The 21,617-nt window shown below is 61.5% G+C and carries 18 protein-coding genes; 3 read left to right on the top strand and 15 right to left on the bottom strand.

Annotated features, from left to right (window positions below; all coding sequences use genetic code 11):
- Window positions 1–215 precede the first annotated feature (215 nt).
- The 6 genes from JFN91_RS18005 to JFN91_RS18030 form a co-directional block, all read right to left on the bottom strand.
- Window positions 216–824, bottom strand: a complete 609-nt coding sequence (locus JFN91_RS18005) for a YceI family protein (protein WP_199390538.1) — start codon at window positions 822–824, stop codon at window positions 216–218.
- Window positions 825–1,076: 252 nt separating this feature from the next.
- Window positions 1,077–1,271 (bottom strand): GSU3473 family protein, encoded by a 195-nt coding sequence (locus tag JFN91_RS18010; RefSeq protein ID WP_199390539.1) that lies wholly within the window; start codon window positions 1,269–1,271, stop codon window positions 1,077–1,079.
- 222 nt (window positions 1,272–1,493) lie between these two features.
- Complete coding sequence (speA, locus tag JFN91_RS18015) at window positions 1,494–3,401, bottom strand: biosynthetic arginine decarboxylase (protein WP_199390540.1); 1,908 nt, start codon at window positions 3,399–3,401, stop codon at window positions 1,494–1,496.
- Between the two features lie 42 nt (window positions 3,402–3,443).
- Complete coding sequence (nspC, locus tag JFN91_RS18020; protein WP_215907446.1) at window positions 3,444–4,574, bottom strand: carboxynorspermidine decarboxylase; 1,131 nt, start codon at window positions 4,572–4,574, stop codon at window positions 3,444–3,446.
- Between the two features lie 24 nt (window positions 4,575–4,598).
- Window positions 4,599–5,795 carry a saccharopine dehydrogenase family protein gene (locus JFN91_RS18025; RefSeq protein ID WP_199390542.1) on the bottom strand — a complete coding sequence of 399 codons (1,197 nt, stop codon included), beginning with the start codon at window positions 5,793–5,795 and terminating at the stop codon, window positions 4,599–4,601.
- 19 nt (window positions 5,796–5,814) lie between these two features.
- Window positions 5,815–6,360, bottom strand: coding sequence for a helix-turn-helix domain-containing protein (locus JFN91_RS18030; RefSeq protein WP_183348805.1), 546 nt, complete (start codon window positions 6,358–6,360; stop codon window positions 5,815–5,817).
- 505 nt (window positions 6,361–6,865) lie between these two features.
- On the opposite strand from JFN91_RS18030, the gene JFN91_RS18035 reads away from it, so the two are divergent.
- Window positions 6,866–7,738, top strand: coding sequence for a bifunctional 5,10-methylenetetrahydrofolate dehydrogenase/5,10-methenyltetrahydrofolate cyclohydrolase (locus JFN91_RS18035; RefSeq protein WP_199390543.1), 873 nt, complete (start codon window positions 6,866–6,868; stop codon window positions 7,736–7,738).
- A gap of 254 nt (window positions 7,739–7,992) precedes the next feature.
- Here JFN91_RS18035 and JFN91_RS18040 read toward each other — a convergent pair whose 3' ends face one another.
- The 4 genes from JFN91_RS18040 to ylqF form a co-directional block, all read right to left on the bottom strand.
- Window positions 7,993–9,324, bottom strand: a complete 1,332-nt coding sequence (locus JFN91_RS18040) for an anaerobic C4-dicarboxylate transporter (RefSeq protein ID WP_199390544.1) — start codon at window positions 9,322–9,324, stop codon at window positions 7,993–7,995.
- A 336-nt stretch (window positions 9,325–9,660) separates the two neighbouring features.
- Window positions 9,661–11,076, bottom strand: coding sequence for a sigma-54-dependent transcriptional regulator (locus JFN91_RS18045; protein WP_199390545.1), 1,416 nt, complete (start codon window positions 11,074–11,076; stop codon window positions 9,661–9,663).
- On the bottom strand, window positions 11,073–12,890 hold the full coding sequence (locus JFN91_RS18050; RefSeq protein ID WP_199390546.1) for a transporter substrate-binding domain-containing protein: 1,818 nt from the start codon (window positions 12,888–12,890) through the stop codon (window positions 11,073–11,075). Before JFN91_RS18050 ends, JFN91_RS18045 begins: the two co-directional genes overlap by 4 nt.
- 4 nt (window positions 12,891–12,894) lie before the next feature.
- Window positions 12,895–13,809, bottom strand: a complete 915-nt coding sequence (ylqF, locus tag JFN91_RS18055; RefSeq protein ID WP_199390547.1) for a ribosome biogenesis GTPase YlqF — start codon at window positions 13,807–13,809, stop codon at window positions 12,895–12,897.
- 246 nt (window positions 13,810–14,055) lie between these two features.
- On the opposite strand from ylqF, the gene JFN91_RS18060 reads away from it, so the two are divergent.
- Complete coding sequence (locus tag JFN91_RS18060) at window positions 14,056–14,610, top strand: ferritin (protein WP_199390548.1); 555 nt, start codon at window positions 14,056–14,058, stop codon at window positions 14,608–14,610.
- A gap of 38 nt (window positions 14,611–14,648) precedes the next feature.
- Here the strand turns inward: JFN91_RS18060 and JFN91_RS18065 are convergent, their stop codons facing one another.
- Window positions 14,649–15,917 carry an MFS transporter gene (locus tag JFN91_RS18065; RefSeq protein WP_199390549.1) on the bottom strand — a complete coding sequence of 423 codons (1,269 nt, stop codon included), beginning with the start codon at window positions 15,915–15,917 and terminating at the stop codon, window positions 14,649–14,651.
- Window positions 15,918–16,194: 277 nt separating this feature from the next.
- On the opposite strand from JFN91_RS18065, the gene JFN91_RS18070 reads away from it, so the two are divergent.
- Window positions 16,195–18,420, top strand: a complete 2,226-nt coding sequence (locus tag JFN91_RS18070; RefSeq protein WP_199390550.1) for a thioredoxin domain-containing protein — start codon at window positions 16,195–16,197, stop codon at window positions 18,418–18,420.
- Here the strand turns inward: JFN91_RS18070 and JFN91_RS18075 are convergent.
- The 4 genes from JFN91_RS18075 to JFN91_RS18090 all read right to left on the bottom strand — a co-directional run bounded on the left by JFN91_RS18075 (window position 18,417) and on the right by JFN91_RS18090 (window position 21,469).
- Window positions 18,417–18,812, bottom strand: a complete 396-nt coding sequence (locus tag JFN91_RS18075) for an HIT family protein (RefSeq protein ID WP_215907444.1) — start codon at window positions 18,810–18,812, stop codon at window positions 18,417–18,419. The genes JFN91_RS18070 and JFN91_RS18075 overlap by 4 nt on opposite strands.
- Window positions 18,813–18,820: 8 nt before the next feature.
- Window positions 18,821–19,207, bottom strand: coding sequence for a DUF6982 domain-containing protein (locus JFN91_RS18080; RefSeq protein ID WP_199390551.1), 387 nt, complete (start codon window positions 19,205–19,207; stop codon window positions 18,821–18,823).
- A gap of 102 nt (window positions 19,208–19,309) precedes the next feature.
- Entirely contained in the window at window positions 19,310–19,876 is a 567-nt protein-coding gene (locus tag JFN91_RS18085; RefSeq protein WP_199390552.1) for an HPP family protein, read from the bottom strand.
- 141 nt (window positions 19,877–20,017) lie between these two features.
- Window positions 20,018–21,469 (bottom strand): ammonia-forming cytochrome c nitrite reductase subunit c552, encoded by a 1,452-nt coding sequence (locus JFN91_RS18090; protein ID WP_199390553.1) that lies wholly within the window; start codon window positions 21,467–21,469, stop codon window positions 20,018–20,020.
- Between the last annotated feature and the right edge of the window lie 148 nt (window positions 21,470–21,617).

Raw genomic sequence — 21,617 nt, forward strand, 5'->3', positions numbered from 1 at the left:
TATAACCGCCGCATGCGTCCGCTGTTCAAGAAGCCCTCACGCCGCACAAACCAAATCCCCCCCTGCCCCCCTTCGCAAAGGGGGAACGTCAGGCCGCGTGCAGCGCTTCGGATGGGACGTAAATTTGGCTTCCCGCAATTCCCTGATGGACCAAAACGAAAGGGGGCGCCCTCCATACGGAGGCGCCCCCTGTTCACCTGCCCGGATGCTGCAGCCTACTTGGCCTTGGTCATTTCCACCTCTATGTTGATCTTGACCTCATCGCCGACCGCTACTCCACCCGCTTCCATCATCTTGTTCCAGATCAGCCCGTAATCTTTCCTGTTGATGGTGGTGCTGGCCGAAGCGCCGCGCCGCGGGGTGCCCATCGGGTCCTTTATCTCCGGCGAGAGACCTTCCACATCGAGTACCACGGGCCTGGTCACACCGTGCAGGGTGAGATTGCCCATCACCTTGAAGTTGCCGCCGCTTCCCCTGGTTACCCCGGTGGAGACAAAGGTCATGGTGGGGTACTTGGCTACATCCAGGAAGTCAGGACTTTTGAGGTGGGCGTCGCGCTTGGCGACACCGGTATCGATGGACGTGGTGTCGATGGTCGCCGTGACCGAAGACCTGCTGAGGTCGCTGTCATCGACGTTGACCACACCGGAAACCTTGCCGAACACCCCCTTGACGTTGGAGACCATCAAGTGGCGCACCTTGAAGCCTATGCTGCTGTGTTCAGCATCGATGTTCCAGGTGCTGGCCGAGGCGATAACCGGAAGTAGCAGCAAAAATGCCGCAGTCATAAGACCGGCGATACGGGTCGTGTTGACTCTGTTCATCTTTACCCTCCTTGTGTCCGTTGGCTGCTGCCAAGGGACGAGAGATGATAGTTCGATTGGCAACTGCGTCAATAATACCATTTAAGTCCTATTTTTCTACAGCATGAAAAGAGTTGAGGGATAGTGGTGACTGCTGTGAATGATGCAGAGACAAGGCGCGAAGCAAACAAAGAAGGTAAGGTAAAGGCCGTGCGGGAACAAAAAAGCCTCCGTGCCGTGGGCAGGAGGCTTGATGAAGCGTGGACAGTGGGTTCAGGCGGTCCCGGCCCTTCTTTCCTCGCCGGTGTAGTGTTCCCGGCGCTGCGAGCGTACCGGATCGATGCCGATTTGGACCCATCCCGATCTGCGTCTGAATTTTGAGATCGCCCCGGACTGGATCAGCGGTTCCAGCATGAAGTCCTTGACGTAGTCATACTTGTCGTCGTTGTAGCTCACCTGAATCAGCATTTACTCCCTCCCCTACCTAGGTAAATTTGAAGAGGCCCTCAACAGCGACATGCGCTGTGAACTTTAACACAGCCTCGTAAAAATGTCCAAATGTTATAGCTACAACCGTCGCACCACAAGCCGGTGACAGCGGGAACTAAAACGATAACAGGGGAAAACCATTGGCTTTCCCCTGTAACCTATCGACACCAGTTCATGTTACTTTAATCAAAGTAGAAAGATTTATTCACCCAGGTAGGTGTAGGACTGTAAGGTCTTGTCCAGCAGTTCCAAGAAGTGGCTGCTCTCCTCGATGGACACCTTCTGCAGCGAGACGTCCTTCTCCAGGTTGTTGCGGACTCGCTTCAGTATCTCCTGGGCATCGTACTGCACGTACTTCAGACTCTCCCAGGTGGCGTCGCCGGTGATGACCGTATCGATCTTGTAGTTGGTCTTCTTGTTGAAGGTGATGTGAACCGCGTTGGTGTCACCGAACAGGTTGTGCATGTCGCCCAGGATCTCCTGGTAGGCGCCGATCAGGAAGAAGCCGATGTAGTACTGCTCGTCCCCCTTGATCTTGTGCAGCGGCAGCGCCTTGGTCCTTCCGTTCTCGCCCACGAAGCTGGTGATCTCGCCGTCGGAGTCGCAGGTGATGTCGGCGATGGAGGCGAGCACGTCCGGTTTCTCGTCCAGGCGCTGGATCGGGACGATCGGGAAGAGCTGGTCGATGGCCCAGGAGTCGGGAATCGACTGGAACAGCGAGAAGTTGGCGAAGTAGGTCTGCCTCAGGCTCAGCTGGAAGTTCTGCAGTTCGTCCGGGATCGGCTTCATCTTCTCGACGATGGAGTTGATCTTCCTGATGATCTTCGAGTAGATCCACTCCGCGTTGGCGCGCTCGGCCATGTTCAGGTAGCCCAGGTTGAAGAGGCTCACCGATTCCTGGATCAGCTGGATGGTGTCGTGGTAGTCCTCGCGCAGGGAGTGCTTGTCGATGCTCTTGTAGATGTCGACCAGCTTCTTGACCGTCGGGGAGAGTTTCTCCGTCTCGGTCAGAATGAACTCGAAGTCCGGCATGAGCGTCTGGGTGTTGTTGTTCAGCACGTCGGTGATCAGCACCGAGTAGTGCGCAACCGTGGCGCGGCCCGACTCCGAGATGATGTTCGGGCACGGCACGCCGGCGTCGTCACAGATGTTTTTCACCTGGTAGATGACGTCGTTGGCATACTCCTCGAGCGAGTAGTTGACGCTGGAGAAGTAGCTCGACTTGGAGCCGTCGTAGTCGACGCCGAGGCCGCCACCGATGTCGAGGAACTCGAGGTCGACGCCCAGCTTGCGCATCTCGGCGTAGATCCTGGTCCCCTCGATCAGGGCATTCTTGATCTTGTCGATCTTGGTGATCTGGCTCCCCACGTGGAAGTGGAGCAGTTTCACCGTGTTCAGCATGCCGTTTTCACGCAGCATATCGATGGCCGCGATGATCTCCGAGATGCGCAGGCCGAACTTCGCGTCCTCGCCGCCGGAGGTGGACCACTTGCCGATCCCCTTGGAGGAGAGCTTGACGCGGATGCCCAGTTTCGGGGTGATGCCGGTGCGCTTGGCCACCTCGACGATCTTCTCCAGTTCGAACAGTTTCTCCACCACGATGGTGATGTCGTAGCCGACGCGGGTGGCGAAGAGCACGGTCTCGATGAACTCGGTGTCCTTGTAGCCGTTGCAGATGATGGGGAGGTTGCTCCCGGTCACCATGGAGATGGCCGCCACCAGTTCCGGCTTGGAGCCGACCTCGAGGCCGATGTTGTACTTCTTGCCGAAGTTCGCGATCGCCTCGACCACCTGGCGCTGCTGGTTCACCTTGATCGGGTAGAAGGTCTGGTACTTGGCCGGGTAGTTGTTGTCGTGAATGGCGTTCTTGAACACGCGGCTGATAGAGGCGATACGCCCCTCCAGGATGTTCATGAAACGCAGCAGGATCGGCGGCTTGATCTTTCTCTTGATCAGGTCGTCGACCAGCACCTTCAGATCGATGGAATATTTTGAATTGGGGGTCGGATGCACGCAGACGTTACCCTTCTTGTTGACCGAGAAGAGTTCGGCGCCCCAGTTATCGATGTTGTAGATCTTCGAGGAATCGTTGATGGTCCATTTAGCCATGTTCAGTTCACCATGTTCAGCAAAGTGGGATGTTGACAGTCATCACGACAGACGGTTCTTGAAATCTTCGTATCCGAAGCTGCGCACCACGCGCAATTCCCCGGTCTGCGGCTCATAGGTACAGATATGCGGCAGTTGAATGCCATTGAACGTGGTCGTCTTGACCATGGTGTAGTGCGACATATCCAGGAAGGCGAGCTTCTCCCCCGGCACCAGCTTATGGTCGAAGGACCAGTCGCCGATGACGTCCCCGGCCAGGCACGACGGCCCGCCCAGGCGGTAGTCGTGCGCCTTCTCACCCGGCAGGTAGCCGTTCTGGATCTCGGGACGGTACGGCATCTCAAGGATGTCGGGCATGTGGCAGGTTGCCGATACATCCAGGATGGCGATATCCGCCTCGTTGTGCACCACGTCGAGCACCTCGGAGACCAGGATGCCGGTGCCGATGGCAATGGCTTCGCCCGGCTCCAGGTAGACCTCGAGGTCGTACTTCTCGCGGTAGTAACGCACCAGCTCCACCAGCGCGTCGATGTCGTACCCTTCGCGGGTGATGTGGTGCCCGCCCCCAAGGTTCAGCCACTTCATCTGCGGCAGATACTTGCCGAATTTCTCCTCGAAGACCTTGGAGGTGCGCTCCAGGGGCTCGAAGAGCTGCTCGCACAGGGTGTGGAAATGAAGCCCTTCCACGCCGGCCAGCGACTTGCCGTCAAACTCCGAATGGAGGATGCCCAGGCGCGACTTGGGGGCCGCCGGGTCATAGATCGGCGTGTGCCCTTCGGAGTGCCCGGGGTTGACGCGGAGGCCGACGGAGACACGACCGGCGTACTGCTCCCACATGGGACGGAAGCGCTCCAACTGGTTGAACGAGTTGAACACCAGGTGGTTCGAGGTGGTGAGCAGTTCCGCCACGTCGCTTTCCTTGAAGGCGGCGGAGAAGCTGTGCACCTCGCGGCCGAACTCCTCGCGCCCAAGGCGCGCCTCCCACGGAGAGCTGGCACAGATCCCGTGCAGCGTCTGCGCAATGATCGGGAAGACGCTCCACATGGAAAACGCCTTCAGCGCCAAAAGGATCTTGGCGCCGCTGCGCTTTTGCACTTCGTCGAGTATGGCTAAGTTATGGCGCAACCGCCCCAGATCGACCACGAAGGCTGGCGAGGGAGCAAGCTGCGTCATTTCTTCTACGTGCAGTTTGGTCACTTACAGTTCCGCCCAGTCGCCACCGTCGACTACCACGGTGGGGAGGCCCATGGGGCCCAGTTTCTCGATAAACGGTTCCGGATCGAATTGCTCCATGTTGAACACGCCTTCGCCGCGCCACTTGCCGGTCAGCATCATGATGGCGCCGACAACGGCGGGGACGCCGGTGGTGTAGCTGATGGCCTGGCTCTTCACTTCGCGGTAGCACGCCTCGTGGTCGCAGATGTTGTAGATGTAGACCTGCTTGCGCTTGCCGTCCTTGATGCCGCGGGCGATGACGCCGATGCAGGTACGCCCCTTGGTGAGCGGCCCGAGGCTCCCCGGATCCGGCAGCACCGCTTTCAGGAACTGCAGCGGCACGATCTTCTGGCCGTTGAACTCGACCTCGTCGATGCGGGTCATGCCGACGTTCTGCAGCACTTCGAGGTGCTTCAGGTAATTGTCCGAGAAGGTCATCCAGAACTGCGCCTTCTTGATGGTCGGAATGTGCTTCACCAGCGACTCCATCTCCTCATGGTACATGCGGTAGATGTTCATCGGGCCGATGCCGTCCGGGAAGTCGAAGACGCGCTTGGTGGCAAGGGGATTGGTCTCGACCCAGTCGCCGTTCTCCCAGTGACGGCACGGGGCGGTCACTTCGCGGATGTTGATCTCCGGGTTGAAGTTGGTGGCGAAGGGCTGGCCGTGGTTGCCCGCGTTGGCGTCGATGATGTCGATCTCGTGCACTTCGTCCAGGTAGTTCTTGGCGGCAAGTGCGGTGTAGACGTTGGTGACGCCCGGGTCGAAGCCGGAGCCGAGCAGGGCCATGAGCCCCTTCTCTTTGAAGCGGTCCTGGTAGGCCCACTGCCAGCTGTATTCGAACTTGGCGGTGTCGAGGGGCTCGTAGTTGGCGGTATCGAGATAGTCCACGCCGGTCGCCAGGCAGGCGTCCATGATGGTCAGGTCCTGGTACGGCAGCGCCACGTTGATGACCAGCTTGGGCTGCTCGCGCTTGATCAGCTCGATCAGCTCCGGCACATTGTCGGCATCGACCTGCGCGGTGGTGATCGGGAACTCTATCTGCTCCGCAATGGCGCGGCACTTGGCTTCGGTACGGGATGCGAGGGTAATGCCGGTGATCACGCCGGTTGCCTGAGCACACTTATGGGTAACAACCCCACCTACGCCGCCTGCACCGATAATCAATACTTTGCTCATTTGACTTGCTCTCCTCTTTTCAATAGTAAAACGTTGGGGGTGTCACAACCCAGAGCAGCTTTGCCGCGCTCTTTCCTACATTTTTCACAGCATGTTTGCGGTCCGACGAGAAGTAGAAACACTCCCCCTTGTCCACCGTGTATAGCTTGTCGTCCAACCGTAACTGCACCTTGCCGGAGATGACGAAGCCGAACTCCTCGCCCTCGTGGATGGGCTGTTCGTCCATCTCCCCGCCGGGATCGAGCGTCACCAGCACGGGATCCATCTCGCGGTTCTGCGCGCCCGGCACCAGCAGTTCCACCTTGACGTTGTCACCGTCGTCCGTCGCCTGCACCCGGGCATCTTTACCGAAGACGATGTCCTGATCGACTTCCTCGCTGAAGAACTCCTGCATGCTTATACCGAGGACGTCCACGATGTCCTTCAGCGTCGCGATGGACGGCGACGTCGCATCGTTCTCCAGCTGCGAAATGAAGCCCTTGGTCAGATCGGCGCGGCTGGCCAACTCTTCCTGAGTAAGCGAATTGGCCATCCTGAGCCTCTTCAACCTCTCACCGATTTTCAAGTGTCCTCCCCCGGTTTAGTAACAGTAAACCTTTTGTATTTTCGCAATGTATTGCGTCGCCGGAATTTTGTCAACAAAAAGTTTAGTAATGGTATACTTCCTGTTTAACATTTAATACTCATTAATGTTGCCGGTTTCTCAAGTCACCGATCTTGCGCAGGTTTACACTACAGTCGCAGCAAAGATGCTGTATACGGATCAGCCCACAGCACCCGACGGACGGCTGGAATCTGATGCGGCAGGTAACGCCACGCAGTCTTCCAGAAGCCCTGCGATAAAGGGGACAGGCACCTGCGGAGCCAGTCCCCTTTTTGCGTTAAGCGGTCCCCAGCGCCCCCGCTGAAGCCAGCTTAACGTATACCGGTTCACGCTAACTAGCTGTTGAGCCGAGACTTTTTTTATGCTACTACTCGTTGATCGGCATCCCTTCTCACGTGCCGAGGCACTAGGGAACTGGCTCCGCAAGTGCCTGTCCCCCGTTCACACTCCAGACAGAGGAGACAGCATGAATCTTTTAGACGGCAAGAAATGCGCTGACAGCCTGATCGCCGGCATCGCGAAACAGGTCGCGCGCCACGTGGACGCGGGGCTCAGGAAGCCGCACATGACCGTGATCCTGGTCGGCACCCACGCCCCCAGCGAGTCCTACGTCAAATCGAAAATCACCACCTGCTCCCTCTCGGGCTTCGACAGCAACCTGATCCGCCTCCCCGAATCGGTCACTGAAAAGGAACTCCTGGCTCTCATCGCCGAGATCAACGAGGACAACTCCACCGACGGCGTCATCGTGCAGCTGCCGCTTCCCAAGCAGATCAACGCCCAGCGCGTCATCAACGCCATCTCGCCGGACAAGGACATCGACGGCTTCCACCCCACCAACTTCGGGCGCATGGCGCTGGGGCAGAAAGCGTTCCGCCCCGCCACCGCCTACGGCATCTGCAAGCTGCTGCAGTTCTACCAGGTGCCGGTAGCCGGCAAACACTGCGTGGTCATCGGGCGCTCCAACATCGTGGGCAAGCCGATCTCCATCATGCTCTCCAACGACTTCGACATCGGCAACGCCACGGTCACCCTCACCCACATCGAGACGCCGCGCGAGCTGCTGCTCGACGAGACCCGCCGCGCCGACATCGTTATCGTGGCCGTCGGCATCCCCGGCTTCGTCACCCCCGACATGGTCAAGGACGGCGTCACCCTGATCGACGTGGGCATCAACCGCCTGGAGAACGGCAAGCTGGTCGGCGATGTCGCCTTCGATGCCGTCGCTCCCAAGTGCGAGTGGATCACCCCCGTCCCTGGCGGTGTCGGCCGCATGACCGTGGCCGCGCTCATGATCAACACGCTCGCGGCCTATCAGAACAACTTCGAACTCGCATAAGAGACAGAACCCGTTCAACGTTCAACGTTCAACTTCTACCTGCCGCTCCCCCTTTCGCGAACGTCCATCTGGGAATTTCGTAGAATCTGCGGTGTCGAGCGGCAGGCAAGACAGTTGAACTGGAGTTCCCCCCTTTGCGAAGGGGGACTTTTAGGCCCAACAAAAAGGGTCCCGGCTATTCCGCCGGGACCCTTTTTCTGTTACAGCACGTGTTTTTTATCCTGCCGTTATCCCTTTTATCCCTGTTAATCGCCTTAGAGAATGAACTGCGAGATGGTGTAGGCAACCACGGTGGAGACGCCCACCCCGATCAGGCCCGGGATCATGAAGCTGTGATTCAGCAGGAACTTGCCGATGCGGGTGGTGCCGGTGCGGTCCATGTTGATGGCGGCCAGGTCGCTCGGGTAGAAGGCAAAGAAGAAGTAGGCGTAACTTGCCGGCATAAGCCCAAGCAGCAGCGGGATGGGCAGACCGAGGGCAAGGCCCAGGGGGAGCGTGATGGCGAGGGTCGCAGCCTGGCTCTTAACGAAAGCGGAGATGCAGAAGGTTGCGATGGCGAAGGTCCAGGGAGCCATCTTGACCATGATGCCGATGTTGTCGATGAGGTACTTCTTGTTGGCGCTGATGAAGGTATCGCTCATCCACGCGATGCCGAAGATGGAGACGACTGCGATCATGCCGGCGATGAAGACGCTCGAGTTGGCGATGTCCTTTGCCTTGACCTTGGCGGCGAAGAGGATGAAGGCGCCGTAGCCGAGCATGATGAACTGAACCACGGTGGTCATCGGGATCGGTTTTTTATCAGCCGCCAGCGGAAGGAGCCACGGACAGCTTGCCATCAGGATGATGGTGCCGACGCCGGCGAAGAAAAGTGCTACGGAGACCTTGGCTACAGTGGAGATCTTTTTGTCCAGGGTGGTCACGTCGGCATCGAGCCCTTTGCGGAAGTCGGGGTCTTGCAGGCGGGCTTGGAATTCCGGGTCCTTGTCGAGATCGAGACCGCGGTTGAAGCTCCAGGCTGCGGCGGCGAGCACGCCGATGATGCCGGCAGGCATGGTGACGGAGATGATGTCGATCAGGGTCACCGGGTGTCCAGCCTTAGCGGCGAAGCCCAGAAAGAAGGTAACCGCCGCGGCTACCGGGCTCGCGGTGATGCCCATCTGGGAGGCGACGCTGGAGATCGCCATGGGGCGCTCGGGGCGGATCTTGGTCTTGATCGCCACGTCAGAGATGACCGGCAGCAGGGCGTAGACGGCATGCCCGGTACCGCAGCAGACGGTCAGGAAGAAGGTACAGAGCGGGGCCAGGATGGTGACGTACTTGGGATGGGCGCGCAAAAGCTTCTCGGTCAGTTGCACCAGGTAATCGAGGCCACCCGCCACTTGCAGGGTTGCCGACGCCGTGACCACCGCCAGGATGATCAGCATTACGGCAATGGGGGGCTCGGAAGGGGCACTGCGGAAACCGAGCACCAGCACCGAAACGCCGAGGCCGCCGATAAGGCCAAGGGCCACGCCGCCTTTGCGGATACCTATCAGCACCGCGCCGAGTACCAGTATGAATTGGATCCAGAACATCGCTGCCATGACAACCTCCTATGTTGCTCTTGGTTAGCTTTGGCGGGGCCATCCTGGCCTCGCGTCATTATCTAAGCTTGGTAGAGCAGGCTTGATGCCAAGATCCACAATTTATCTAACCAGCTGAAGTTACAGTCAATATCCCCTCCAAAGCGGCAACCGCAAATAAAAAATGCCATAACCTTTGGCTATGGCATTTCACCCCTGCAGCACTAAATATGTTTAAAATCAGCTACTTATTAGCAGATATAACGCGAGGTTATCATTATAACCGAAGGTTATGCCTCTTCATGAGACGCATAAACCACCTCCCCCAGGAGGGGGAGGTAGGGAGGGGGGAAGCCTTTATGAGTGCATCATCTTCAGCCGCTTGCTGAGGGCGGGCTGGGAAATGCCCAGCAACCGCGCGGCCAGGGTCTGGTTGCCGTTGGCGCGGGCAAGCGCCTCCTGCACCAGGAACGCGGCGGCATCGCTGAACGTGGGCAATTCGTCAAAGCCGCTGAATGGATTCTCTTTCGGGGGAGCCGCGGTGGAAGGACCCGCCTCGGCCTGTGCCGACTCGACCGCCTTCACGAAGCTGTCCATGGAGAGCATCCGGTCCCGGTGCACGCTCACCGCGTCGAAGACCATCGCCTTCAGCTCCCTGACGTTGCCGGGGAAGCTGTAGGTGGTGAGGAACTGCGCCAGCCCCTTGGGGGGCGTCGGCTTCTTCTTACCCAGCGCCTCGGCTGCCTCGGCCAGGAAGTGATCCAAAAGCAGCGGGATGTCGCCGCGCCGCGCCCTGAGAGCGGGAACCTGCACCCGGTGCGTGCGCAGCCGGTAGTACAGGTCGCGGCGGAACTTCCCTTCCCCTTCCTTGGCGGAAAGGTTCTGGTGCGTCGCCACGATGATGCGCGCCTTCAGCCGCTTGGGGAGGTCGCACCCCAGCGGGAAATACTCGCGCTCCTGCAACAGCCGCAAAAGCTTCACCTGCGAGGGGATGCTCAGGTCCCCGATCTCGTCCAGAAACAGCGTCCCGTCGCTGGCTTCCTCCACCATGCCGCGGCGGGCCTGGTCGGCACCGGTGAACGCGCCGCGCACGTGGCCAAAGAGGGTATCGGCGAAGACGGTGTCATCCAGCCCCGCCACATTCACCGTGACCAGCTTGCCGCGGCAGCCGCTGAGGCGGTGCACGGCCTGGGCGATCAATTCCTTCCCAACGCCGCTCTCCCCGGTAATCAGCAGCGGCTGCGGGCTCTTGGCCACCGCTTCGATGTAGGCGAACACGTCCAGCATGGAACGGTCGCCGGTAACGATGGCGGAGAAGGCCTCCGGGTGCGACAGTTCGCGTGAGATCAGGCGGTTCGACACCTCCTGGAACTCGCTTCTCATCTCCACCATGCGGATCGCCCGAAACACGCTGCCGACGATGCGCTCCTCTTCGTCGGTCTTGATGCAGTAGTCGAAGGCGCCCATACGCATGCAGCGCACCGCCGTCTCCAGTTGGTTCAGACCGCTCAGGATGATCACGGCCGTGTCGGGGTAACGCTCCGCGATCTGGGCCAGCACCTCCTCGCCGGAGAGGTGCGGCATGGTGAGATCGAGCATGACCAGGCCGATGCGCTTCTCTTCCAATATCGAGAGCACTTGGCGGCTGTCGCTGCAGGTGGTGATGTTGTTGATGCCACCGGCTGTTTCCAGGGTGAGGGTCAGGGAACCGAGCCAGTCGGGTTCATCATCGACCAATAGAACACCGAAATCGGGGTAGAGGGTCTCGGTCACGCGTCAACCTCCTTGTGATGGGCGGGCAGGGTCAGGGTGACCGTGGTGCCGCTGCCGTCGGATTGGAACTCGAGGGTGCCGCCGTGCTCCTTGACGATCCCGGCGGAGACGGAAAGCCCCAGGCCGGTGCCACCCTGGTCCTGCTTGGTGGTGAAAAAGGGATCAGTCAGGCGGGACAGGTGCTCGGGAGCAATGCCGGTCCCCTCGTCGCGCAGCCTGAGCACCACGGAGTCGCGGAAGGCGTCGTGCCAAGTGACGAGCTCGATGCCACGCTCCGGGTCGGGGAGCGCCTGGCACGCGTTCAGGATCAGGTTGACCAGCACCTGTTCGATGCGCTGTCGGCTGCCGCGCACACGGGGCAGCCCCTTGCGGTAACCGACGCTGAAGTTGCGGGTCGCCTTGCGGATGGTCGGCTCCACCAGCCGCACCGCCGCCTGGGCTGCGGTGTTGAGGTCGATGACGTCATTGCCGCTGGTGGTGTCCTGGCGGGCGAAATCCTTCAGGTCGTCGACGATCCTCTTGATGCGCTTGCCGGCATCCTGGATCTTCGCCAGCGACTTGGGCACCTCCTGGCGCATCCTGGAGTACGGCAGGCCGCCGCAGGTGAAGTCGCCGTTTTCCTCGAAGTAGCGTTCCAGGATCTTGGTGGCGTCGGTGTGGAAGCGCTTCAGGATCGGGGCCTCCAGCAGGATAATGCCGGTGGGGTTGTTGATCTCGTGCGCCACGCCCGAGACGAGTACGCCCAGCGCCGCCATCTTGTCCGCCTGCACCAGTTGCTGCTGGTTGAGCCGCAGCTCCTCCTCGACCTGGCGCCGTTCCGCGATCTCCCGGGTCAGGTCCGCCGTTCTGAGGGCTACCTGCCGGTGCAGCGTGCGCGACCAGAGGGCAAAGCCGCTCAATAGGAGGAAGAGCGGTACGACCACCACCGCGGCGTATTTCACGATGGTCCACCAGTCGATGGGCGTCGTGTCGACCACCCCGAGCCACTTGTTGTGAATGGCGTCGTACTGCCCCGTCTTCTTGAGGATCGCGAGCCCTTCGTTGAAGCGCGACAGGAGCTCGACATTCCCCTTGTCCACTGCGTAGCAGTAGCGCTGGGTGGCGACGTTGCGCACTACCGGCACCAGGTTGCTCAGTTTCAGCTCCCGGATCATGTACATGCCCGGGACGATGGCCACCACCGCGTATTCGACCTTGCCTGAGGCCACCATGCGCAGCGCGTCGGCGGGGGTATCGGTCAGGGTAAGCCTGTCGCCAAGCCCCTGCCGGAGCAGGTAGTCGTGCATGATGCCGCCGCGATGCACAGCGACCGTCTTCCCCTTGAGCTCTTCCAGGGTATTGACGGATGGGTTGTCCTTGCGGCCGAAGATGGCGTGGTTGACCACGGCATGGGGCACCGAGAAGTCCACCTCGCCCGACCGCTCGGCTGAATACGACATCCCCTGCAGCACGTCCACCCGCCCGGACTGGAGCGCCTCGCGCATCTGGGACCAGTTCCCCAGCCGGAACTCCACCTTCATCCCCATGACCTCGGCGATGGCGCGGGTCAGGTCAACGTTGTAGCCGGCGGGCTGGCCGGAGCGGTCGATGAACTCGTAAGGGGGATAGTCCCGGTCGCCGCCGACCACCACGGTACGGGTCGGCGCGGCCGCGGCCGTGCCGGCTGCCAGGAGTATGAAAGGAGCGGCAAAAAGGGAGAGGACGAAAAGGGAGAAAAAAACGAGGAGGAGGCGCCCCCTCCCCTGCCCATCGGGGAGGAGTTGCGCAGTTCCGGTGCGAATGCGGCTAATGATCCTAAGCCGACTGTGTTTCATGGTCTTATTCCGGCACAACCGGTGCCTGTTGGTGCTGCTCGCCGACCTCGATCCCCGCGAAACGGAGCAGCTCCGCCTCGACGTCCTCCGGGGTCCCGGGCTCCTCAAAACTGATGCGGCCGGCCTTGCCTGCACGCAACTCGCGCAGGAAGGTCTCGGCCGCGCGATGCACGTCGACCACGCCGCCGCTCATGATGCAGCCCAGGCAGCGTCCCACCGCCTCCACCACCTCGTACGGGGTCTCGGGGAGCTCGGCCAGCTTGTAGCGCTCCTTCAGCAGCTCGGGGTAACGGCGCATCATGTAGGCGGCCGCGAAAACCCCGACATTGGTGTAGTCGAGGGCGTTGGCGCCGATAGCTCCGCTGGCGGCCAGACGGTAGGCGCCCCCCTGGTCGTCCATGGCGGGCCAGAGCAGACCGGGGGTATCGAAGATGAGGATGCCGTTGTTGAGCGGGATCTGCTGCGGGCGCATGGTCACCGCCGGGCGGTCCCCCACCTTGGCGATGCTTCTCCCCGCCAACGTGTTGATCAGCGTCGACTTGCCCACGTTGGGGATGCCGACCACCATGGTGCGGATCGGGTAGCCCGGGTTGCCACGGTGCGGCACCAGTTGCTTGCACAGCTTCACCAGGCTCTTCACCTCCGGGATGTTCTTCGCCACCAGCGGCAGCGCGCGTACCCCCGAGTTCTTCTGGAAGTGCTGCACCCAGGCCCTGGTCGCAGCCGGGTCGGCTATATCATTTTTGTTCAGCACCTTGATGCAGGGCTTGTTCCGGCGCACCTGCTCCAGCAGGTGGTTAGAGCTGGAGTACGGGAGGCGTGCATCGAGCACCTCGATGATCAGGTCGATCTTGCGGACCAGTTCCGAGATCTGTTCGAGCGCCTTGCTCATGTGGCCGGGATACCATCTAATCGTCATCTACTCTTCCTTGGCACTACAGAATCAAACACAAGGCGACACCATAGCACAGGTGCCGCTTAAAATGCCACACCGCTTCGGCCACTGCCGACCGCTCTCATGTGTAGCGCACGCCTCAAGCATTAATATTAACCCGATTGACTCAGGTTGCCAGCGAGGCTAGCATTGCAAATGTTAAACATTACACATCTTTGGAAAGGAGCAGGTTTACCGGCGGCGCCAAGGGCCGCGGCAGGAGAACGAGCGATGAGAGAGCTACTGGCAGAGGCAATCAGGCTGGCGGTGAACGTGGAGAGAAACAGCGAGCGACTGTACCGGATGGGCGCCATGGCCGCGACAGAATTGGTGCACAGGAGCTTCTTCGAGCGCCTGGCCCAGGAAGAGTCACGGCACATCGAGGCCCTGCTGCAGCAGCTCTCACAGCGCGAGGCTGCGGAAACGGAGCCCGCCGCGATGCCGGCGCGGATCCCAGCTACAGTGGAAGCGGCAACGCCTCCCGTCAATCACCTGCACCAGGCACTGCTCGACAAGCGTTTCAGCATCGACCTTTACGCAACCTTTTGCCGCTGCTTTAAAGAGCCCGCCCTGTGCCGGTTCTTCGATGCCGCACTGGCCGTCGCTCGCAGGGAGTTCAAGCTGATCACCGCGGAGTACCTCAAGGGAAGCCGCAGCGACGTGTCCGCCTCTTCTCCTCCGCGACGCAGCCACGTGCGGGGCGACCTCCCCCACCGCATCCCCAACCGCCACACCCAGCTCTTCTTCGCCATGCAGGACTGCGGCAGGCAGTCCCGTATCGGCTGATCCTGAAGCCGCCTCAGGCTACTCAGCTCCCCACCCTTTCAGGCTGCCTCGGGCGCAAGCTCGGGCAGCCTGCTCTTGTTGATCCTCAGCACCAATCCCGCCGCCAGCAGGCAGATCATCCCCGACAGCAGGAAGGCGATCATGTAATCGCCGAGGTAGGTACGCACGGTGCCCGCGAAGGTAGCCGCCAACGCCGCTCCCACCTGGTGGCTGGCGAAGATCCAGCCGAACATCACGCCGACGTTCTGGCGGCCGAACGCTTCCGCCGTGAGGCGCACGGTAGGCGGCACCGTGGCAATCCAGTCCAGCCCGTAGAAGATGGCGAAGGCGGAGAGGCTCCACTGCGGACCGGAGAGCGCGAAGGGAAGCCCCAACAGCGACAGCCCGCGCAGGCCGTAGTACCAGCAGAGCAGATAGCGGCTGTTGTAACGGTCGGAGAGCCACCCCGAGAGCGTGGTGCCGAAGAGGTCGAGAATCCCCATGAAGGCGAGGAGCCCCGCGGCGCGCACTTCCGGGATGCCGTGGTCGACGCAGGCCGGGACCAGGTGGGTCCCGATCAGGCCGTTGGTGCTGGCGCCGCAGATGAAGAAGCTCCCCGCCAGGAGCCAGAAGTCGGTACTGCGGACGCCGCGCTGCAGCCCGGACAGGGCTACTCGGAACGGGTTCTCGGCAGAAGCGGTTGGCGCCGGTTCGTCAGCCTCGGCGCCATAGCGCGAGGTCCCCACCTCCTGCGGGTGGTTGCGCATGATGAAAAGCACCAGGGGGAACACGACCAGGGCGGCCCCGGCGGTGGCGAACGCGGCGGCGCGCCAGCCGTGATGGTGCGACAGCTGGGCCAAGAGCGGCAGGAAGAGGAGCTGGCCGGTCGCGGCGCTGGCCGTCAGCACCCCCATCACCGTCCCCTGCGATTCCTTGAACCACCGGCTCACCACGGTGGCGCTCAGGCTGTACGCGGTCATGCCGGCCCCGCAGCCGACCACCACGCCCCAGATCAGCACCATGTGCCAGGGGCGGGTCATCAAGGTGGTGGAGCTGACCCCGATGGCCAGCAGGAAAAGCGCGATCGCCATGGTCCGGCGCACCCCGATCTTGTCAAAGAAGGCGGCGGCGAACGGTCCCATCAAGCCGTACAGGAGCAGGTTGACCGAGACCGCCAGCGAGATGGTGGCGCGGGACCACCCGAACTCGTGCTCCAGGGGGACGATCAGTATCCCGGGCGTCGACCTGATCCCGGCCGTGGTGAGCAGGGTCAGAAAGGTGACGGCCACGATGAGCCAGGCGTAGTGAAACTTTCTCGTTGCTGCCATCTGCTCCCCCTCCCCTATCGGGACCTCTGAACATCTCTGCTGCGGCGTCTGCCCAGGTAGCGCTCCGGTTGCGGCGCCTTTAGTCGGCGTGACGCGTAGATATCATCGCGGTAACCATGCCGTCAACCGTTTCTTCCATTTCCTGCCAGGGCAGACATCGCCGCCGATGAGCAAACATGGTAAAGTAAAACCTTTCGCGCCGGCGCCCCGCGCCGCGGCCCGGGCTTTACCAGTCCGCTGCAGCTCGTGGCGACCACCAGAAGACGGAGCAGAGACCATGCCCAATCTCGCCGATCACTACCAGCAGCTCCCGGGAACCGAGGGGGTGCCCGCCCCTCCCTTGGAAGAATTCGAAAAACTCCGGCAGCGCCGCGGCTACTCCTACCGGCCGCGCACGCGGCACCTGTTCCCGGAGGGATGGGCCAGGTACACCAACCGCCTGTTCCTGGAGACCAGCCCGTACCTGCTGCAGCACGCCCACAACCCGGTGAACTGGTTCCCCTGGGGAGAAGAGGCCTTCGAACTGGCGCGACAGCTGGACCGGCCGGTCCTGGTCAGCATCGGCTACGCCACCTGCCACTGGTGCCACGTGATGGAGGAGCAGTCTTTCGAGGATGAGACCATCGCTGAGTTCCTGAACCGCCACTACATCGCCATCAAGGTGGACCGCGAAGAACGGCCGGACGTTGACACGGTGTACATGACCGCGGTGCACGCCATGGGGCTGCAAGGGGGATGGCCCCTCAACGTCTTCGTGGCGCCGGACCGCAAACCCTTCTATGGGGGGACCTACTTCCCCCCCAACGACTATCCCGGCGGCCTCGGTTTTCTATCGCTGCTCATGCGGATCAGGGAAAGCTACGTCGCAGCACCGGACCGGATCAGCCGCGCCGGCGTGCAACTGACCGAGGCGATCCGCACCATGCTGGCGCCGACCGCTGGGGAGGAGTCCTGGCGCGAGGTATCCCTGGACCAGGCGGTACGACTGTACCGCGACCGCTTCGATGACAGGCACGGCGGCCTGGTCGGGGCTCCCAAATTCCCGAGTTCCCTGCCACTCCCATTGCTGCTGCGCCGCTACCAGACCAGCGGCGACCGGCAGTTGCTCGCCATGGCGGAGTTGACCCTGCAGCAGATGGCGGCCGGGGGTATCTACGACCAGGCAGGAGGCGGCTTCCACCGTTACGCCACCGACACGGCGTGGCAGATCCCGCACTTCGAGAAGATGCTCTACGATAACGCCCTGCTCACGGTGACCTACCTGGAGGGGTTCCAGGCCTCCGGGCGCACTGAGTTTGCCAGGGTGGCGCGCGAGATCCTGCGCTACCTGCAGCGCGACATGCAGGCGCCGGAAGGCGGCTTCTACAGCGCCACCGATGCAGACAGCCTGACACCTCATGGGCACCGGGAGGAAGGTGTTTTCTTCACCTGGACCCCGGAGGAGTTGATCGATGCGCTGGGCGAGGAACGGGGCAACCTGGTTGCCTTGTGCTACGGCGTGACACGGGGAGGGAACTTCGAGGGGCGCAGCATCCTGCACCGGGACCGGAGCCTGGCGGAACTGGCGGTTGAATTGAAGCTCCCGGAACAGGAACTCGAGCTCATGCTGGCGGACTGCCGCGAAATGCTGTACCGGGCCCGCGCCAAGAGGCCGCTCCCGTTGAGGGACGAGAAGATTCTCGCATCCTGGAACGGCCTTGCCGTCTCTGCTTTCGCCCGCGCAGGTATGGTCCTGGAGAACTCTGAACTGGTACAGGTGGCGGCCAAGACTGCGGAATTCGTGCTGCAGAACATGATGCAGGAAGGTAGGCTGCGTCACAGCTACCAGGAGGGAAGCGCCAGGGGCGAGGCATTCCTGGACGATTATGCCTTCATGGTCGCCGGGCTGATCGACCTCTTCGAGGCGAGCCACGAACTGCGCTGGCTGGATCGGTCGCTCGCGCTGTGTGCAGCAGCAGTGGAGCAGTTCGAGGACCGGGAGCTGGGAGGATTCTTCATGACCGGGCCGCACCACGAGCAGCTCATCTCGCGGGAAAAGCCCGCATATGACGGCGTCATCCCATCCGGCAATTCCGTGATGGTGATGAACCTGCTGCGCCTGAACACGCTCACCGGTGACGAGCGACTGCTGGAGCAGGCCGACCGTGCCCTGTCCGCCTTCGCCACTCAGTTGGTGCAGTCCCCGGCAGCCCTATCCGGTATGCTCCTGGCCGTCGATTATCAGCAGCAGACGCCGAAGGAAGTTGTGATCGTGGCGCCGGAAGGAAAGCCGGAGTTGGCGCAGCCGTTTTTGGCGGTATTTCGGCGGGTGTTCCTGCCCAACCGGGTGCTGGTGGTGATATGCGAAGGAGAGGAGATGCGGCAGGCGGAGCGGCTGATCCCGCTGGTGGAGGGGAAGGTTGCGCAAGCGGATCGTGCGGTGGGCTACCTGTGCAAGAACAGGAGCTGCCAACGCCCAACGAGCGACCCCGAAGAGTTCTACCGGCAGCTCAGGGAGGGCTAACGCTCATCCCTTTTCCAATAGGGGGCTTTGACCGGCATGATCCAGCGCACGCCGCCACGGGGATCCTCGGTGTCGCCGGCATAGCGGGGAATCAGGTGGATGTGCAGGTGCGGCACGGTCTGACCGGCCGCCACGCCGTCGTTGACCCCGATGTTGAACGCATCGGGGGCGTGTTGCTGCAGGAGCAGTTCCCGCATCCTGCCCACCAGGTCGAAAAGAGCGGCCTGTTCCTCGGCCGTGGTCTCGAAGAAGGAGGCGACGTGCCGCTTGGGGACCACGAGGGTGTGCCCCAAGGTGACCGGAAAGCCGTCATGGAAGGCAAAGGCCAGATCGTTTTCCAGCAGTACCTGCGCAGGATCGATCCGGCAGAAAGGACAGGCGGCTTCGGTCATGATCGCCTCTATACGAATTCCACCTTGTCGGCCGCCGCGGTCACTACGAAGACCTTTTCATTGTTGCTGTCGGGGTCGCAGGGAAAAACGATGAAAGTGGCGCGTGCCGGTGAGAAACCCTGGGTGTAACCAACCAGGGTTTCGCCGTCCTTGAAGCAGACCTTGATCTTTTTGCCCAGCCCCACCCTATCCACGTCCAACCGCTCCTGGTATTCGTGATTCCCCTCAAAGCTCTTGACGAAGAAGATTGCTTTCAACTGATCGACATTCACTTCATAGCGCTTTCCCGTTTCAGCTTCGGTAAGGTGAAAGAGCATCTTGTTGGCGGCGAGGTCCTCTGTGGTGCCCTTAACGACCCTGCCGTCGGCATAACGAACCACGATCTTTGCTATCACCGGTAACCTCTCCCTTAGTAATCATTGCAGATGCGCGCGTCAATCCAGAGATACTCCCCTACTACCATAAACCACACACAATTAGAAGCAGTTTCGTTTGGGTCACAGCCAGTGACGCGGGTAGGAACGGTGATAGACGACGTTGTTGGTGAAACAGGCGACTACGAGCAGGATCAGCGCACCAGTCAATACCGGGAGCAGCACGAAGGACGGCCCCACCGCCCCCTGCACGCCGATCAGGGCGGTCGCCCCGCCAGGCGGATGGGTGGTGTGGGTCAGATTCATGAGGAAGATGGAGGTGCAGACGGCAAGTGCCATGGAAAGCGGTGTCGATCCGAAAAGGGCAACCACGGCCACCGCCACCGCCGCGGAGACGACGTGCCCGCCCACCAGGTTGCGCGGCTGCGCCAGCGGAGACTCGGTGGCCCCGAACAGGAGCACCGCCGAAGCCCCCAGAGAGCCGATCAGCAACGGATGCCCCAGCAGGATGGTGAGTTCGCTGATGGCGAGGAGACCCGCCATCGCGCTGAGAAAGCTCCAGGCTGCGTAACGCAGCGTCATGGGACCGCGCGTGCCGCGGATGGGAGCCCGACAGCGCCGTGGCACCCGGGCGAGCCTCTTGCGGATGGCGACCTTTCTCCGCATCACCACGGAAAGGCGTCGTTTCAATGTGTTCCTCCTGTCATTACATTTAGCATTGGCAGCGCCCTCACCCGGCCCTCACCCCCCTCTCCCCGAGAGAGAGGGGGTTGAGGGCCATGGTTAGAAAAAAAGGGGCGACACACCCGGGTGCCGCCCCGAATCGCGTGCCTATTTACCGGCGAATGGGTCCTTGATCTCCTGTTCCGGCTTGAACATCAGCTTCTTCACGCCGCGGTTGTTGAGATACTTCGCCAGCTCCAGGTCGACCTTGGCCGGGACGTCCACCCCTGCCTTGGCCAAGAGTTCGCGCAACTGCCGCTCGGCGGCCGCCGCGTGGGACAAGGCGTCGGAGAGGACGCGCTGTGCCTCGTCCGGGTTGTGGAACCCGACCGAGTTCTCGGCGCCGATGAAGACCACGCGGTAGAAGGCCTCCTCGTAGTGGTCCTTGGCCTGGGCGTAGAGCGTTTCGTCGAGCTTTTTGCCGAAGGCACGCGCCTTGTGCGCCATCTCGAACAGTTTCGCGTCGGTCGCGGTGGCATAACCGGAGCGGATGAACTGGGACATGACCCGGTCCTGGATGGCGTAGACCTTCTCCCGCATCTGCTCGGGGGATTCGTCATGGCACTGTTTGCACGCCTTCAGGTCGTTCTTGAGCGGGCTCATGATGCGGTGGTCCGACACCTTCTGCCCGCCGACCTCGCTGGCCGGCATGTGGCAGTCGGCACAGGTGACGCCCGCCTGCCAGTGCACGCTGTTGTTGGAGAAAAGCTCGAACTCGGGGTGACGGATGAAGGCGAGCTTGAAGCCGGTGACGCTCTGGGTCCACTCACCGCTCGGCTTGTTGCTCCTGAGCTTCTTGATGATGTTCTCGATGGTGATGCCGCCCCACTTGCTGCCGTCCCAGGGGAAGAAGACGTCGGTGGATTTCATGTCGGCATCCTTGGGGATGCTGTAGGTGACGTGACACTGGGCACAGGCCAGCGTCCGCAGGTCCTGCCGGGTCAGCTTGGACTGGTCTACGCCCAGCTTCTCAAGCCCCTTGCCCAGGGTGAAGCCGCGCGAGATCTTGAGAGACATGTCGCGGTTGTCGTGACAGTCGATGCAGGCGACGCCGAGGGTCTGGTCGGCCTTGGGGATCTTGCCACGGATTTCCTGGTAGGGCTGGGCGAAATAGTCCTTGCCGAGCTGCCTTTGCAGCGTCGAAGCATAGGGGGTCTTGCAGGTCAGGCAGGAGCCGCCGGCCTTGTAGCGCCCGGGATCGACCTCGAGCTGATCCTGCACCATGTAGAAGTGCCCACGCGGTTCCTTGTACTCGGTCCCGAAGGCCCAGCCGTTGTAAAGGAGCGCGAGGAAGGGGTACTCGTCGATTTTGTCGGGGTTTTCCTCGCCGACGTCCCACCCTTTCTTGTACCTGCTCTTCCCGGCCGGCGTCGGCTCGGAGGTCTGCTTCCAGAGCTGGTACTGCTTGGGGTAGAGCTTGCCCCATTCCGCCGGGTCCACGGTCCCGTCGGCAATGGCCGGGCGCACCTCGGACAGTTCGATCTTCTTCGGGGAGCAACCGGCTCCCGCCAGCGCCACTCCCGCCACCGCCATGGCGACACATCCTCGCAGCATCTTCATCACATTCTCCTCTGTTCTGATTGGTAACGATGTGACATTACCTTGAGCAGGGAGCGTGCCATGGGCAGCCACAGCCGCAAACAATGAAAATATCGTTCTTTTGGGGGGAGTGAGACAGGGAGAACAGGTGGCGCTCCGGTAACGCGGC

Source organism: Geomonas anaerohicana, from assembly GCF_016458305.1.
Classification (GTDB): domain Bacteria; phylum Desulfobacterota; class Desulfuromonadia; order Geobacterales; family Geobacteraceae; genus Geomonas; species Geomonas anaerohicana.

What these genes read in the sequence shown, in the direction of transcription:
- JFN91_RS18035 (WP_199390543.1), top strand. Translation starts at nt 6,866, where the DNA reads ATGAATCTTTTAGACGGCAAGAAATGCGCTGACAGCCTGATCGCCGGC.
- JFN91_RS18065 (WP_199390549.1), bottom strand. Translation starts at nt 15,917, where the DNA reads ATGGCAGCAACGAGAAAGTTTCACTACGCCTGGCTCATCGTGGCCGTC.
- JFN91_RS18050 (WP_199390546.1), bottom strand. Translation starts at nt 12,890, where the DNA reads ATGAAACACAGTCGGCTTAGGATCATTAGCCGCATTCGCACCGGAACT.
- JFN91_RS18070 (WP_199390550.1), top strand. Translation starts at nt 16,195, where the DNA reads ATGCCCAATCTCGCCGATCACTACCAGCAGCTCCCGGGAACCGAGGGG.
- speA (WP_199390540.1), bottom strand. Translation starts at nt 3,401, where the DNA reads ATGGCTAAATGGACCATCAACGATTCCTCGAAGATCTACAACATCGAT.
- JFN91_RS18090 (WP_199390553.1), bottom strand. Translation starts at nt 21,469, where the DNA reads ATGAAGATGCTGCGAGGATGTGTCGCCATGGCGGTGGCGGGAGTGGCG.
- nspC (WP_215907446.1), bottom strand. Translation starts at nt 4,574, where the DNA reads ATGACGCAGCTTGCTCCCTCGCCAGCCTTCGTGGTCGATCTGGGGCGG.
- JFN91_RS18040 (WP_199390544.1), bottom strand. Translation starts at nt 9,324, where the DNA reads ATGGCAGCGATGTTCTGGATCCAATTCATACTGGTACTCGGCGCGGTG.
- JFN91_RS18060 (WP_199390548.1), top strand. Translation starts at nt 14,056, where the DNA reads ATGAGAGAGCTACTGGCAGAGGCAATCAGGCTGGCGGTGAACGTGGAG.
- JFN91_RS18005 (WP_199390538.1), bottom strand. Translation starts at nt 824, where the DNA reads ATGAACAGAGTCAACACGACCCGTATCGCCGGTCTTATGACTGCGGCA.
- JFN91_RS18025 (WP_199390542.1), bottom strand. Translation starts at nt 5,795, where the DNA reads ATGAGCAAAGTATTGATTATCGGTGCAGGCGGCGTAGGTGGGGTTGTT.
- ylqF (WP_199390547.1), bottom strand. Translation starts at nt 13,809, where the DNA reads ATGACGATTAGATGGTATCCCGGCCACATGAGCAAGGCGCTCGAACAG.
- JFN91_RS18075 (WP_215907444.1), bottom strand. Translation starts at nt 18,812, where the DNA reads ATGACCGAAGCCGCCTGTCCTTTCTGCCGGATCGATCCTGCGCAGGTA.
- JFN91_RS18010 (WP_199390539.1), bottom strand. Translation starts at nt 1,271, where the DNA reads ATGCTGATTCAGGTGAGCTACAACGACGACAAGTATGACTACGTCAAG.